Below are 13,126 nucleotides of genomic sequence, written 5' to 3'. Positions count from 1 at the left end.
ACTTTTATTTTAAGGAGACTTACAATGAATATCGTTATTGTCGGTGCTGGTCCTCGGGGCTTAGCTGTTGCAGAACGTTTGCTCACTAAACACACCGCAGAAAACCGCACTGATGCATTAGATATCAAAATGATTGACCCCACAGTTCTTGGTGGGCGGGTTTGGAATCCAAGTCAAGATACTTTGCTTTTGATGAACACCGTTGTGCAACAACTGACTTTGTTCGCAGATGACTCGGTTAACATGGAAGGCCCTTCTTGGGATGGTCCAAACTTTTATGACTGGATAAAACACAACGGGGCAGACTTTTTACAAGCTCACCCAGAAATTCCCCAAGCAAGTGCATACTTGGCCGAATTATCTACATTGAACAAAAACTCATTCTCAAGTCGTGGGTTGTTCGGGGTGTATGCGGCATGGTTCTATATTGAATTGCAGGCCCATGCTGATGAAACATCGACATTAAGCTTTATTCGCGATACTGTCACGGATATTACTGGTGAACAAGCACCCTATACGGTGACAACTGATGATGCTTCGTATTCAGCTGATGCAATCGTCATGGCTTTGGGTCATGCCGACGATACTTTGAACCCTGAAGAAACATCATTCAAAGAATACGCCGCTGCTAACGGTTTAACTTATGTAGAACCCGTTCACCCGGCCGAAGTTGACTTAACGGTCGTCCCTGCCAAAGAAAACGTCATTGTGCGTGGCCTTGGCTTGAGTTTCTTTGATTATATTATTCAATTAACCCAAGAACGTGGTGGCCAATTCATTGCCAACGCCGACGGTTTATTAACCTATGAACCTTCTGGTAACGAACCTCACATTCTTGCTGGTTCACGGCACGGTTTCCCATTACACGCTCGTGGCCTTAATCAAAAAGAATACGGTGATGGCTATTTGCCACACTTCTTAACTAAAGAAAACATTGATAAATTAGCCACCCAAACTAGTGGCAAATTGGCATATAACGACTTCAAGCACTTAGTTGTTAATGATATGACTTACAAGTACTACATTAATTTGGCAACTGAACGTAAACTCGATGTTACCGCTTTGAGTACAGCCCTGTTAGCTAGCGATGACTTAAATCATGCCGCTAAAGACTTTGGCTTTGCCGACGCCGATTTATACGATTTTGCTTGGATTAGCAATCCCGCCAAAGACTTGCCCGCCGATGCTGACTATCGTCAATTCATGATTGATTACTTGAAATGGGATATTGCTGACGCTGCCAAAGGTAACCAATGGGCACCATATGCTGGTTCATTTGATATCTTGCGTGACATTCGCGATACCATTCGTTACACCATCGAGATGGGTTTACTTTCAAACGAAGCTTATCTGCAATTCTTAAAGGAATTCAATCCTATCTCAGTAATGGTATCTGTTGGGCCACCACGCTTGCGCATCCAACAAATTGAAGCATTAATTGAAGCTAACGTCCTCGAAATCATGCCGGGCGGTTTACACGTCACCCCAGTCGACGGTCACTTTGTTGCGACAACTAACCGCAAAGACGCCACTTGGACTGCTGATACTGTCGTCGAAGCGCGCTTAGGACCAGTTAACCTGCAAGCTAGTTTGAATCCATTGCAAGTTAACTTGCGCGCAACTGGCATGATGTCAACTGACAGCTACACGTTAGCCGATGGTGAAACGTTCTCAACTGGAGCAACCATCATGGATCGCGCCAACTTTGAACTGATTAATGCGAATGGCAGTCGCCAAAAGAGCGTCTACTCATTTGGGATTCCTGCTGAAAGCTACACTTGGTTTACAACCTTCATTTCACGCCCCGGAGTTAATGATAAATCCGTCCGTGATGCCGACAAGATTGCAAGCCTCATTATGAACTAAAAAATGCTAGGCAAAGACGTCACTACTTAATCCGGCTTTGCCAGCACGTTAATGGAGGTAAAATAATGGCAACTATTTTGTATACAAACTTCGCGTTATTTGATGGTACTGGCAAAGAATTCGTTAATAACAGTTGGTTATTGGCTGATACGACAACCGGTCGGGTTATCCAAACTGGCACTGGCGAACAACCACTGGCGGACGAAACAATTGTCTTACATGGCAAATATGTGATGCCGGCGATGGTTAACAGTCACGTCCACATCGTCAACAAAGTTTTCCCTTACGCACCTAAAACACCGCTGGAACCATTTGAATATGCTGATCAAGCTTTCAAAAATTTAAATGAATTGTTCCATTCCGGCGTAACTTACACCCGAGCACTGGGAACTGCGCACGATTTTGATATTGGTTTACAACGCTTAACTGAAAAAGGCGCCTTAAATGACACCACGAAATTAATCGCTGCTGGCCGCGCTTTCACTACAACTGGCGGACACGGATCTAAGGCTGGTCAAGAAGTTGATGGCCCCGAAGAAATGCGCAAAGGCGTCCGCGAACGCCTAAAAGCCGGCGCTGGCGCTATTAAGTACATGGCTTCGGGCGGAATTGCTTTTGCACCAAAGGAACAACCATGGGAATTCCAAATGAGTGAAGTTGAAATGCGCGCTGGTATCATTGAAGCCCATAAAAAAGGCATCAAGGTCGCAGTGCACGAACAACCACTCGAAGGTGTTAAAGCCGCTTTACGGGCCCGGGCTGATTCAATTGAACACGCCTTTGAAATGGATGACGAAGCATTGGAACTTTTCCATGCAACCGGCGCATACTTAACGCCAACGTTAATTGCCCCTTACGTCATCATCAAACGTGGTGATGGTATTTTACCCCAATGGATGGTTGATAAATCATACACTTGGGTTGAAAAACACTTCAACAGTTTTGGCATGGCCGCTCGCGATGGTGTCAAAATTGCGTTGGGAACTGATGCCGGTTCACCATTAAATGGTTTTGGCGACACCGCTCTCGAAGCTGAATTAATGACCATTGCTGGGGCCACTAATCTCCAAGTCTTACGAGCAGCTACTCAGAACTCAGCTGATTTGTTAGATATTACGGCCGATTACGGTACCCTCGAAGTTGGTAAATTCGCTAACTTTATGGTTTTGGATGCTAATCCGCTTCACGATATCAAGACGCTCCAAACACCTAATGACATTGTGCATACCGGTAAAATTGTCACGACACCTTATCACAATGATTTTGCTGATTTATACCCATTAGACAGAGGTCACCTCGGGTTCTAAATTGTTCTGCATTTTTGGGTGGTAATACTAATTTGAGTATAATAGCCACTACGCGCCTGGAAATTGCTTGGCGCACCACGCTGGAAGCAGCCTCCCAAGCCAAAGTGCGGTCTTGGTCGGTTCGGATAAGCTGGGACTCTACGGGAATAAATTCCCTAGACTCCTCATCTCATCCTCAGCGGAAATATGTGCTTACACATATTCCCCCAGTCGCGGTGTAAAGGCTCCGCCCGCCAAGCAATTTCCAGACACTCCGTTGATATGGAGAACTAGTGATATTTAACTGCTAGAAAACTTACGCATTTAGTACACATTGGATGTCTGTCGATACTAAATCACTAAAATTTAAAATAAACTAAAAAACGCAAATCTTAATCGATTTGCGTTTTTTGATTTTGTTAACCTGTTTGCCTAATCACATAACACGTTTAATTGATACGTCGCAATTAGAGTGTTTAGCTTTGTGCCATAGTTTGGATCTGTCGCATAGTGTCCGGTTAATGCCGCCGTTGCGTCTTGATAAGTTGGGGCGTTTTCGCGCCATGCTGCCGCATAATAGTTATGGTTCCAACTTGGGCCATTCCGAATTACGAGAGCATTATCGACGAATGACGCCGCTGCATTTGGATACTTCTTAAAGGCTGCGTCGACATAATATAACTGGCCGTTACTGTTATATTCGGCAGTCCGCATGGTCACCGATTCACCGTTGTACGATCCCTTAACACCGAAGAAATTTAACGCTTGTTTCGTTAATTCCGATGAACCCCAGCCACTTTCTAATGAAGCTTGGGCCATTTGAATGGAACCGTATAAGCCATATGATTTTGCCACCGTTCGTGCTGCCTCGGCGTATTGCACAATAAATTTAGTTTGGGTCGTTACGGTTGGATAGAAACTGGCAATCGAAATCACCTTGTTAACATTATTTTTAGCAGCTGTGATGTAACCACCATCAACCACGAATACGGGATGGTTATCCGCATCCCACTCAATCCCCTGGATATTAATAACTTGGTTTTCAGCAATTGTTTTGACTTCTTTAGCTGACCCGAAATTAGGTGCACTATAAACTGTTAATGTTGTGCTTGCTTGTACCTGACCAGGATTAGTCGTGTAGTAATCACTCAAATCTGCCGCGACAGGTCGACTATTATTCTTATTCGTCGTCATGTAAGTCCCATCGCTTAATTGGAAACATGGGGTTCCTGCCGTGGTGTACGTTAATTTGTTAACCGTCACAATTGCGCCGGTATTTTTCGTGCCGACACTATTTTTTAAATCGACGTCTTTGTACACCGTGGTATTCTTAACCACCACAACCTTAGGCAATTGCGTCGTATAGTAGCTCCCAATGTTTTCACGGGGTTGGACTACCGTACTTCGTGCCGCCCGAATCTTCGTGCCACCACTTACAGTTACTTCCGGATAACCGCTCACCCAGTTGAAATTGGTGACTGGGTAAATAGCACCTTGTTTCAAGCCTTGTGTGTTCCGCACTAAAATCACGCGTTCTGGCTGTTTAGTTAAATACCCACTAAGATTTTTCGCTACCGGTAATAATTTGTTCTTCTTAATTAGCAGATAACCGGCATCGGTCTTTAGTACCGGTTTGCCCTTTGTATTCCAAACAATCCCCTTCACTTTAAGATAGCTTTTGGCGCTCACTGTTTTCTTGTATTTCGTCAAATTAGTATTCGCATATGTCTTCTGTGCTGCTTTCACGGCTACGTTGCCCGGGTTGCTGACGTAATAATCGCGCGCCTTAATCTTCGTCACACCTAAACTAGTTGTCGTGGCAGCCACATAACGCCCTTTTTTAATTTTAAAAGCGACTTGTCCCCGTTTGTTCGTCATAACTTTACCGGTGACAAATGTATTTTTACTTAATTCACCCTTAACCGCCCGCTTCAAAGTTACATCTTGATACATAACAATATTCTTTTTCGTGTAGACACTCGTAGCTTTCTTACTAATATTCTTCGTCGCCGCATCTACCTGATTAATTTCTTCATTTGAATTTATTGCGACTCCAGTACTAGCAATTATAGCCATCACCGTCGTCACCAAAAGCGTTTTTATAATTTTGTTTTTCATCGACTCGCTCATACTTTCTCGTTGATAGTTTACTTGCTGGCAAAAATCGTCCCGCCGTTGCTTTAGAATATGTCATTCCTTTAATTATATCGTCTAACTAAAAATACTGACAAACGATAACCCTCGGAATCGTTTGTCAGTACTCAATTTATTAATTTTTACGCTAACCAATTAGCTAGCCAATTACGTTTGTATTCGTAAATTGCTGGGGTGGCAAAGTCTTTTGGACCATGATTAGCATCATTGATCCAGCGCCAAGTGACCTTTTTGGCATCCATCGAGTTAAGTGCTTGCACTGCCAAATTTTGACTTTGCAAAACTGGGACGACTTTGTCAGCTGTGCCCGCTAACAACATTAATGGTGGCATCGCCGGTGTAAAATACGTTGCCGGATTGTATTCCCGGATTAGCTCTGGGACATCCTTTGGGGCGCGTTGATTAAACATCTGCCCTTCAAATGAACCAGCCGTACCCGTTTCAGCGTACTTGTTATCAATACCGAGCACCGCAAACTGCGCTGCAAAGGTATCAAATTCATACGGACCATATGATGCAATCACGGCAGCAACCGTATCATCGACTGTTAAATAATCGCCAAAATCACTCCACATTTTATTGACGCTCGCCGTGGCGGCCGTCAATACTGCCAAATGCGCACCCGACGACTCACCACTCAAAACAATCCGCTCTGGATCGAATTGATATTGCTTAGCCTGTGCACGCACCCACCGAATAACTGCTTTCATTTCATAAATCTGGGTTGGAAACGGTGCTTGCCAAATCAACGAGTAGTTGGGACTCACAACAACGTAGCCGGCTTCCGTTAACGCTAACGAGTTTTGCAATTTGTGTGAGCTTTTTTCACCAAAATACAACCCACCACCGTAGATATCAATAATTACCGGATATGTTTCACGTGGAACATTTGGATAATAAATATCTAGCGTATGGCGTGAGCCTGCCATATAAGCAACATCATGATACTGCTTGTCGATGCCACTGACATCAGCCGGTTCAAATTGGTAATCACGTTCAATAAATTTCATGCCCTAATACATCCTTCAATTCAATCTGTTACTTATCACCAACGGTAAAACGTGTTCGTACCGGTACGGTTGGGTTTTCGATTTGATCGACAAGTGCTTCTGCCATCGTACCCGTCGAAACGATTGAGTGACCTGCCGCGTTGAATAGCAAATGATCAACACCCAGTTGATATTCTGCCGCTGGACCTGGTACAAAATTAGCCTGTGGTGATACAGCCAACCATTCCACGTTATCAATTAATTTTAAAAATGTTAGTTCCTTAGCTTGCTCAATTGGTGTCGCAATCCAATTAGCCGCATTTTCGTCTTGTAATAAACTATCAAGTAACTTCGTACCATCTGGTTTCAATAGCGATGAAGCGCCGATGATAAAGATAATTTTTGTGGTTTTATTTTCGCGTAACTCCCGTACTAATTTAGCTGCCAAATCAATATGCTGATACGCTGTTGGTGTTGCAAATGCGTTCACGACATAATCAAACTTCGTCAAATCGCCAGCGGTGAGTGCAAAAGCATTCTTTTCGATAACATTAGCATCCGCCCCCAACACTTCACGTGCTTTCGCCGCATTCCGCACAATTGCGGTAACATCTAACCCCCGTTGTTGCGCAACTTTGTAAATTGCTGATCCGGCATTACCAGTGGCACCAATAATTCCAATTTTCATTATCCAAAACCTCCCAAATGATATTGTAAAGTGACAATTACTAACTGTAATTATAACATTCAATCAAGTTAGCTAAACACTTCAACCGACATTGATTGCGGACTTTAGCAAATATCTTGTTTTACCTAGGTTTTTCGTCAATTTAAACGTATAATTTAGATAATATTTCACTGGAAATGTGAACTCAGCACCAACGATTTATAGATTCGGATGGAATCTAAGGAGATAATAAAATGTTAGAAAATTTATTAGATGTTATCCGAGCCAACAACCTAGTTACTGATTTAACCAAGGGGCGGTTTGGAATTGAAGTCGAAGAACACCGTCTCTTACAAGATGGCAAATTAAGCCGACACGTCCACCCAACCGCATTTGGTTCGCGGACTTTTCACCCTTATTTGCAATCTGATTTTAGCGAAACGCAAACTGAACTTATCACCGGACCAGCGGACTCATCAGATGATGCCCTCCGCAAATTAGCAGTTCTCCAAGATATCCTCCGCAAAAACTTACAACCTGACGAATTAATCTGGCCCCTTAGTATGCCACCACGTCTTACAGCAGCTGATTACCAATGGCTTGATGACACTTTTGCACGGACTTGGTATCAGGAATATCGCGATTATTTAAAAGGCAAATATGGCCTCGACCGCGAAATAATGACCGGTGTCCACATCAATTTCAGCCTGAATGAGACCTTTTTGACGAAGCTCTATGATAGTTATTATCACGCGGACTTCACCTCATTCGTTGCATTCAAGAACACCGCTTATTTTAAAATCGTCCAACGTTTCGCCATGTACCGTTGGTTATTCACTTATCTTTTTGGGGCTGCACCTTTTAGTGAAAATGCCAGCATGCCAATTCCTAGTGAATTCCAAGCTGAACCTGTGCGTAGTTTCCGGGCCAGCAAATTTGGCTTCAATAATGCCGACGACGAAGATATAACTGCCAGTTACGCTTCATTGACCGACCACCTGGCCGCCCTTGATCAAGCCGTAACTGATCACACCTTCTTCTCCGCAGATGAGTTTTATGGTCCGGTTCGACTCAAAGGCCAAGCGACATCAGCTGATTACTTGACTGATGGCATCCACTACCTGGAGTTCCGGATATTCGATACTGATCCATTTGATATTAATGGGATTTCATCAACGACCTTGGATTTCTTCCATCTGTTTGCGATGTTTGCCCTCGCCATGGATAATCCGGCACCAACCGCCGAAGAATTATCAGCCAGTCGGGAATTAAACCACATGGTTGCCTTGGAAAATCCAACTGATCCTTCAATGATTGCGGAAGGTGCTAGTCACCTACTACAAATTTTAGATTCATTCATTGATGCCTTAGGTTTAGACAATCGGTATCGCGTGGCTGTCCGGATGGCGAAATCCCGGGTTGAAGATCCAACTACAACTCCGGCTGCCCGCCTTGCGCGACAAGAAATCAACGGCTCAATTTTCAGTTGGGGCATGCAACAAGCCCGTGACTTTAACGATGCATGGCACGAAGATGATAAATACACCTTACCAACGCTTGCGTTCTTGCCTGATACTGAGCAACAAGTAATTAAAGCCGCGGTTGAAAAGGGATTAATGACCAGTTTAAATGATGACGACTCACTCGAAGTTGCCGATAAACATTACGCAACGACAACTAATTGGGCTGATTTACTCAATAATTTCCCCGCAGCACACAGCATTAAATTTTAAATAAATAGTACAAAAAGCACAATGTCCGCGAATTATCGCCTTCATTTGTGCTTTTTTTTGGTAAACTTAGACTAATTACATTTACGAAAAGAGATGCGCCTATGCACAAGCATCGTTTAACACTCCCACAAACCCTCTCATTGGGTTTCTTTAGTATCATTTTCATTGGTACGTTGTTGTTACTTTTACCGTTTGCAACCACGCAAGGGAATCATACGACCTTCATGAATGCGTTGTTCACGGCGACCTCAGCAACTTGTATCACTGGTTTAACGGTTGTTCCGACGGCCACCCATTGGACTGTCTTTGGCCAAATGGTCATTATGTATTTAATGGAAATTGGGGCATTAGGTTTCATGTCGTTTACCGCCATGCTTTATACGCTGGCTAATCGGCGCATGGATTTAAGTACGCGCCTCCTCGTCAAAGATTCGCTCAATCTGGCGAACCTCTCGGATACCCATACCGTCACCAAGTATGTCATTCGCTTATCAATTGTCATTCAAGCCATTGGCGCCATATTATTAGCACCTGATTTGATTGACCGTTTTGGGGTAACTAGGGGACTGTATTATAGTGTCTTCCACTCAATCTCCTCATTTGGGAACGCTGGTTTCGTCATTTTTCCGGAAAATTTCTCAGTTTTTGCCAACGACCCTTATATGTTGAGCATAACCAGTATCTTGATTATTGCTGGTGGTCTCGGGTTCCTCGTCTGGCGGGATATTTTACTCTACCCCAAATTGCACCGCTATTCGCTCCACTCAAAAATTGCGATGGGCACTTCGTTTATCTTAATTTTAATGGCGTTTGTCATTTTTATGATTACTGAACACAATTTGGACTTTTACCAACATACGCTGTCATTTAGTAATCGGGTCATTGATACGTTGTTCATGGCCGTTTCACCGCGGACAGCCGGTTTTGAAATCATGCCGTATTCAGCAGTTTCCTTAGCCGGAATTGCCTTTACGATGTTTCTGATGTACGTTGGGGGTACGCCGGGCTCAACGGCTGGTGGTATCAAAACCACGACCTTAGGAATTTTGTGGTTACAAACCTGGGCTGCCTTACGTGGCAAAGAAGATGTGACATTTGGTAATCGTCGTTTTAGTCAATCAAACATCAACCGCGCCCTCATGCTCGTCTTTGTGTCGGCCCTATTTTTAGGCGCGGTCACGTTAGTTTTATCCATGACTGAACAAACACCCCGCGAGTTTGGGATTGAATATATCGGCTTTGAAGTCTTTGCGGCTTTCAGCACAACTGGTCTTTCATTAGGACTGACACCGAGCTTAACTGTTTTTGGGAAAATATTGATTATGCTCGTCATGTTTGTCGGCCGGGTCGGTGTTTTCACCGTCATGTTCTCCGTCTTGAATGTACACGCCAAACCCGCCACTTACCGTTACCCAGAAGAAAATATTCTGATTGGTTAAGCTAGCAAACTTTTAATCCTTGCTTGTCCTTTACCAACATAAGCATATCGCATGCAAAAAAATCGAGGGATTCTTATGAAACAAACTTTTGCAATTATCGGCCTAGGTCGCTTCGGTGGTAGTCTCTTAAAAAAATTAAGCGATGCCAATCAAGAGGTTTTAGGTGTTGATTCCAACGAACAAGTTGTTCAAGATTATATGGACATTGCCACCCACACCGCCATTGCTGATGGGCAGGATGAAGATGCCTTACGTGACTTAGATATTGCCAGTTTTGACCATGTCATTGTCTCAATCGGGCACAATATCCAAGCTAATATTTTAACCACGATTCTAGTTAAAGATCTAGGCGCCAAGCACGTCGTCGCCAAGGCGGAAACTGATGTCCACGCTAAAGTTCTCGAACGTATCGGTGCAGACTTAATCGTGCACCCCGAAGCTGAAATGGGTCGCCGAGTTGCGCACCAACTGATGACGCCTAACATCTTAAATTTCATCGACTTAAGCGACGATTACAGTTTAGCCGAAGTCCGGATTAACAACCCCAAATTTGCCGGGGTAACTTTAAGCGAAATTGATTTACGGAATAAATTTGGGCTAAATGTGATTGCCGTGCGCCATGGTAACAATGACGTGGTAGTTACGCCTGGGCCAGACGAAAAAATTGCGTTAAACGATATTTTATCGGTCATTGGTCGCAACAAGCAAATTGATGCGTTCGATGAAAAAACCAACTATCAAGGTAGGTAAGAGCATGTATACAAAATGGTTAACTTGGAAAAATTTTGCGGCAGTGGCGGAAATCTCCCACGCCCCACTCAATATATTTTGGTTTATTTTCGGTTTGGCATTTGCCCAATTTAACTTCCATCAAATTAGCATTCGCAACACGATTGTTGGCTTAATCCTGATGTTGATTTTTGATGGGGCAACCAATGTGTTCAACAACGTCATGGACTATCAAAAAGCCCGCGATACTGAGGGGTATCAAAAGCATACCAGCACCATTGGCAAACTACATTTACCAGTCAAGGGTGTCATGCGCTTAGCAATTATGATGTACCTGATCACTTTTGTCTTAGGTATCGTTCTCATGGACATCTCGCACTGGCCCGTAATCTTCTTTGGTCTCATCGGATATTTCGTGGCGATTCAATACTCAATCGGTTTACGCTTAAACGGCACGCCCTTTGGTGAAATTGCGACTGGTATGTCGATTGGGTTCGTTATTCCAGCCACGGTCGTCTATATTAACACCCACATCAACGGCCAAATTCTCGTGAACTTCAGCCAGCCACACGTTTTACTTTCAATCTTGTTAGCCACAGTTCCATTATGGTCAGTAATGCTTATTGGTTCATTTGGGAATAATACCGCCGACCTTCGTGAAGATATTGCCAACGGCCGCAAAACGCTCGTGTTCTATCTTGGTAAGCCTGTGGCCGTGCGCTTAATCCAGTTCTTACTAATCGTTGGACCATTAACAACGATTCCACTCGTCTTGGAAGATAAAGCGCCTTGGTTAACCCTCATTACCATTCTACTTTTACCAGTAATTTGGAAATTGAGCGCCCCCTTCTGGCGTGAACAAATTAAACAAACCACGTTTAAAGGTTTATTCAAAGCCATTTCATTACCACTGATGGTTTATCCAGTGACTTACTTCATTGGTATGTTGATTAGTCATAAGTAGATAAACGATGTTTTGCAGCCTTTTGTTCGCTAACAAGCCTGATTTCTACCTTACTACAATAAGGAGAAATCAGGCTTGTTTTGTAGGCTGGATAAGTTATGCTCTAGCCCTTTCCGTACATTTGTTTAAAAATAGTCACGCACCACGGAATATCCCTTAGGCACTATTTTGAGCACATCACAAAATCAGCGATAACTGATTTTATTGAATCTACACCCTACGATTGTTTTTTGCTAGTTTGAGCATTATTGCCAACTAACGGAGTGCCGGTAAATTACTTGGCGGGCGTAGCCTTTACACCGCGCCTGGGGGAATATGTGTGCAGCACATATTTCCGCTGAGGATAAGATGAGGACGCTGAGGAATTTATTCCTTAGAGTCCCAGCTTATCCGAATTTGCCAAGACCGCACTTCGGCTTGGCAATGTGCTTCCAGCGTGGTGCGCCAAGTAATTTACCGGCACGTAGTGGCCAATTTTATTCAATCCCACGCTAGAATAAAATAAAAAATCAGCTCGTCATCGTGACGGGCTGATTTTTTTGGTTCACTACCAAAACTGGCATGAATTAATTCATTAATAGCGTTATTTTTTTTCAGTGCTGTAGAAGTTTTCCCACTGCTTATTGATGTTATCTTTAGCGGGATTCTTAAGCCAAAATGGTACTTTGACCACACCAAGAATTTTCTTCTTTTGAACAAAGCCCCAGTAGCGACTATCGTTTGAAACGCTCCGGTGATCACCAAGGACGAAATATTGATCCTTTGGTACTTTGACACTTGGCGTATCTTGCCAACGTTGCTTAATACCAAGCATTTCTAAGTTATCCCAGTTAGCAGTCCCAGCAGTGGCTTCTGACTTACTGATAAAGTTTTCATCGACTTGCTTACCGTTAACCAATAAGACCCCGTCTTTGTTTGATACTGTATCGCCTGGCATCCCGATTACACGCTTAACGTAATCTTTCGTACCAGTCACTGCTGGATCTTCACCATCGGCGTTGAACACGATGACGCTTCCGCGGTGAATACTTGCAGGCTTCACAACCCAGACTCGTTCATTATTTTGCAAGTTAGGGGTCATTGACGTTCCGTCAACTCGTACCAATGTGAATAAGAAATGGCGAATCAACATCGCAATTGCCAAACCAATCAACACTGGTAATACCCAACTCAAGATTCCTTTAATAATTTTCATTTATATTTTCATCCTTAATTATCTGTTTATCGACTAATTATAAACGATTACTGAGTGACTAACAAACGATACTACCATTTATTCGTAAAAAGGTCACACTATCC

The 13,126-nt window shown here is 43.4% G+C and carries 10 protein-coding genes; 6 read left to right on the top strand and 4 right to left on the bottom strand.

The genetic code is table 11. The features are described 5' to 3' along the window. Positions 1–24: 24 nt before the first annotated feature. Together EQG49_RS07415 and EQG49_RS07410 are read left to right on the top strand one after the other, a co-directional pair. Positions 25–1,866, top strand: a complete 1,842-nt coding sequence (locus EQG49_RS07415) for an FAD/NAD(P)-binding protein (RefSeq protein ID WP_133363379.1) — start codon at positions 25–27, stop codon at positions 1,864–1,866. 65 nt (positions 1,867–1,931) lie between these two features. Next, positions 1,932–3,173 carry a metal-dependent hydrolase family protein gene (locus EQG49_RS07410; RefSeq protein WP_133363378.1) on the top strand — a complete coding sequence of 414 codons (1,242 nt, stop codon included), beginning with the start codon at positions 1,932–1,934 and terminating at the stop codon, positions 3,171–3,173. Between the two features lie 411 nt (positions 3,174–3,584). Here EQG49_RS07410 and EQG49_RS13975 read toward each other — a convergent pair whose 3' ends face one another. From EQG49_RS13975 to EQG49_RS07395, 3 genes are all read right to left on the bottom strand, one after another. Further along, on the bottom strand, positions 3,585–5,270 hold the full coding sequence (locus tag EQG49_RS13975) for a DUF5776 domain-containing protein (RefSeq protein ID WP_243115697.1): 1,686 nt from the start codon (positions 5,268–5,270) through the stop codon (positions 3,585–3,587). A gap of 158 nt (positions 5,271–5,428) precedes the next feature. After that, the gene (locus EQG49_RS07400) at positions 5,429–6,316 is read right to left on the bottom strand and encodes an alpha/beta hydrolase (RefSeq protein ID WP_133363377.1); all 888 of its coding nucleotides are present in this window, start codon (positions 6,314–6,316) and stop codon (positions 5,429–5,431) included. Between the two features lie 28 nt (positions 6,317–6,344). Next, positions 6,345–6,983: an NAD(P)H-binding protein gene (locus EQG49_RS07395; RefSeq protein ID WP_133363376.1), complete on the bottom strand. Its 639-nt coding sequence runs from the start codon at positions 6,981–6,983 to the stop codon at positions 6,345–6,347. A 233-nt stretch (positions 6,984–7,216) separates the two neighbouring features. On the opposite strand from EQG49_RS07395, the gene EQG49_RS07390 reads away from it, so the two are divergent. The 4 genes from EQG49_RS07390 (at position 7,217) to EQG49_RS07375 (ending at position 11,827) form a co-directional block, all read left to right on the top strand. Then, complete coding sequence (locus EQG49_RS07390; protein WP_133363375.1) at positions 7,217–8,695, top strand: hypothetical protein; 1,479 nt, start codon at positions 7,217–7,219, stop codon at positions 8,693–8,695. Positions 8,696–8,796: 101 nt separating this feature from the next. Beyond that, positions 8,797–10,134 (top strand): TrkH family potassium uptake protein, encoded by a 1,338-nt coding sequence (locus tag EQG49_RS07385; RefSeq protein WP_133363374.1) that lies wholly within the window; start codon positions 8,797–8,799, stop codon positions 10,132–10,134. Between the two features lie 75 nt (positions 10,135–10,209). Next, positions 10,210–10,884 (top strand): potassium channel family protein, encoded by a 675-nt coding sequence (locus EQG49_RS07380; RefSeq protein ID WP_133363373.1) that lies wholly within the window; start codon positions 10,210–10,212, stop codon positions 10,882–10,884. Further along, entirely contained in the window at positions 10,856–11,827 is a 972-nt protein-coding gene (locus tag EQG49_RS07375; protein ID WP_165964825.1) for a prenyltransferase, read from the top strand. Before EQG49_RS07380 ends, EQG49_RS07375 begins: the two co-directional genes overlap by 29 nt. Before the next feature lie 583 nt (positions 11,828–12,410). Here EQG49_RS07375 and lepB read toward each other — a convergent pair. Beyond that, positions 12,411–13,022 carry a signal peptidase I gene (lepB, locus tag EQG49_RS07370; RefSeq protein WP_133363371.1) on the bottom strand — a complete coding sequence of 204 codons (612 nt, stop codon included), beginning with the start codon at positions 13,020–13,022 and terminating at the stop codon, positions 12,411–12,413. Positions 13,023–13,126 lie beyond the last annotated feature (104 nt).

It is taken from the genome of Periweissella cryptocerci (assembly GCF_004358325.1).
GTDB lineage: Bacteria > Bacillota > Bacilli > Lactobacillales > Lactobacillaceae > Periweissella > Periweissella cryptocerci.
The sequence above is the reverse complement of the archived record's forward strand: the minus strand, read 5'-3'. Positions and strand labels throughout refer to the sequence as shown.

What these genes read in the sequence shown, in the direction of transcription:
- EQG49_RS07415 (WP_133363379.1), top strand. Translation starts at nt 25, where the DNA reads ATGAATATCGTTATTGTCGGTGCTGGTCCTCGGGGCTTAGCTGTTGCA.
- EQG49_RS07410 (WP_133363378.1), top strand. Translation starts at nt 1,932, where the DNA reads ATGGCAACTATTTTGTATACAAACTTCGCGTTATTTGATGGTACTGGC.
- EQG49_RS13975 (WP_243115697.1), bottom strand. Translation starts at nt 5,270, where the DNA reads ATGAAAAACAAAATTATAAAAACGCTTTTGGTGACGACGGTGATGGCT.
- EQG49_RS07400 (WP_133363377.1), bottom strand. Translation starts at nt 6,316, where the DNA reads ATGAAATTTATTGAACGTGATTACCAATTTGAACCGGCTGATGTCAGT.
- EQG49_RS07395 (WP_133363376.1), bottom strand. Translation starts at nt 6,983, where the DNA reads ATGAAAATTGGAATTATTGGTGCCACTGGTAATGCCGGATCAGCAATT.
- EQG49_RS07390 (WP_133363375.1), top strand. Translation starts at nt 7,217, where the DNA reads ATGTTAGAAAATTTATTAGATGTTATCCGAGCCAACAACCTAGTTACT.
- EQG49_RS07385 (WP_133363374.1), top strand. Translation starts at nt 8,797, where the DNA reads ATGCACAAGCATCGTTTAACACTCCCACAAACCCTCTCATTGGGTTTC.
- EQG49_RS07380 (WP_133363373.1), top strand. Translation starts at nt 10,210, where the DNA reads ATGAAACAAACTTTTGCAATTATCGGCCTAGGTCGCTTCGGTGGTAGT.
- EQG49_RS07375 (WP_165964825.1), top strand. Translation starts at nt 10,856, where the DNA reads ATGAAAAAACCAACTATCAAGGTAGGTAAGAGCATGTATACAAAATGG.
- lepB (WP_133363371.1), bottom strand. Translation starts at nt 13,022, where the DNA reads ATGAAAATTATTAAAGGAATCTTGAGTTGGGTATTACCAGTGTTGATT.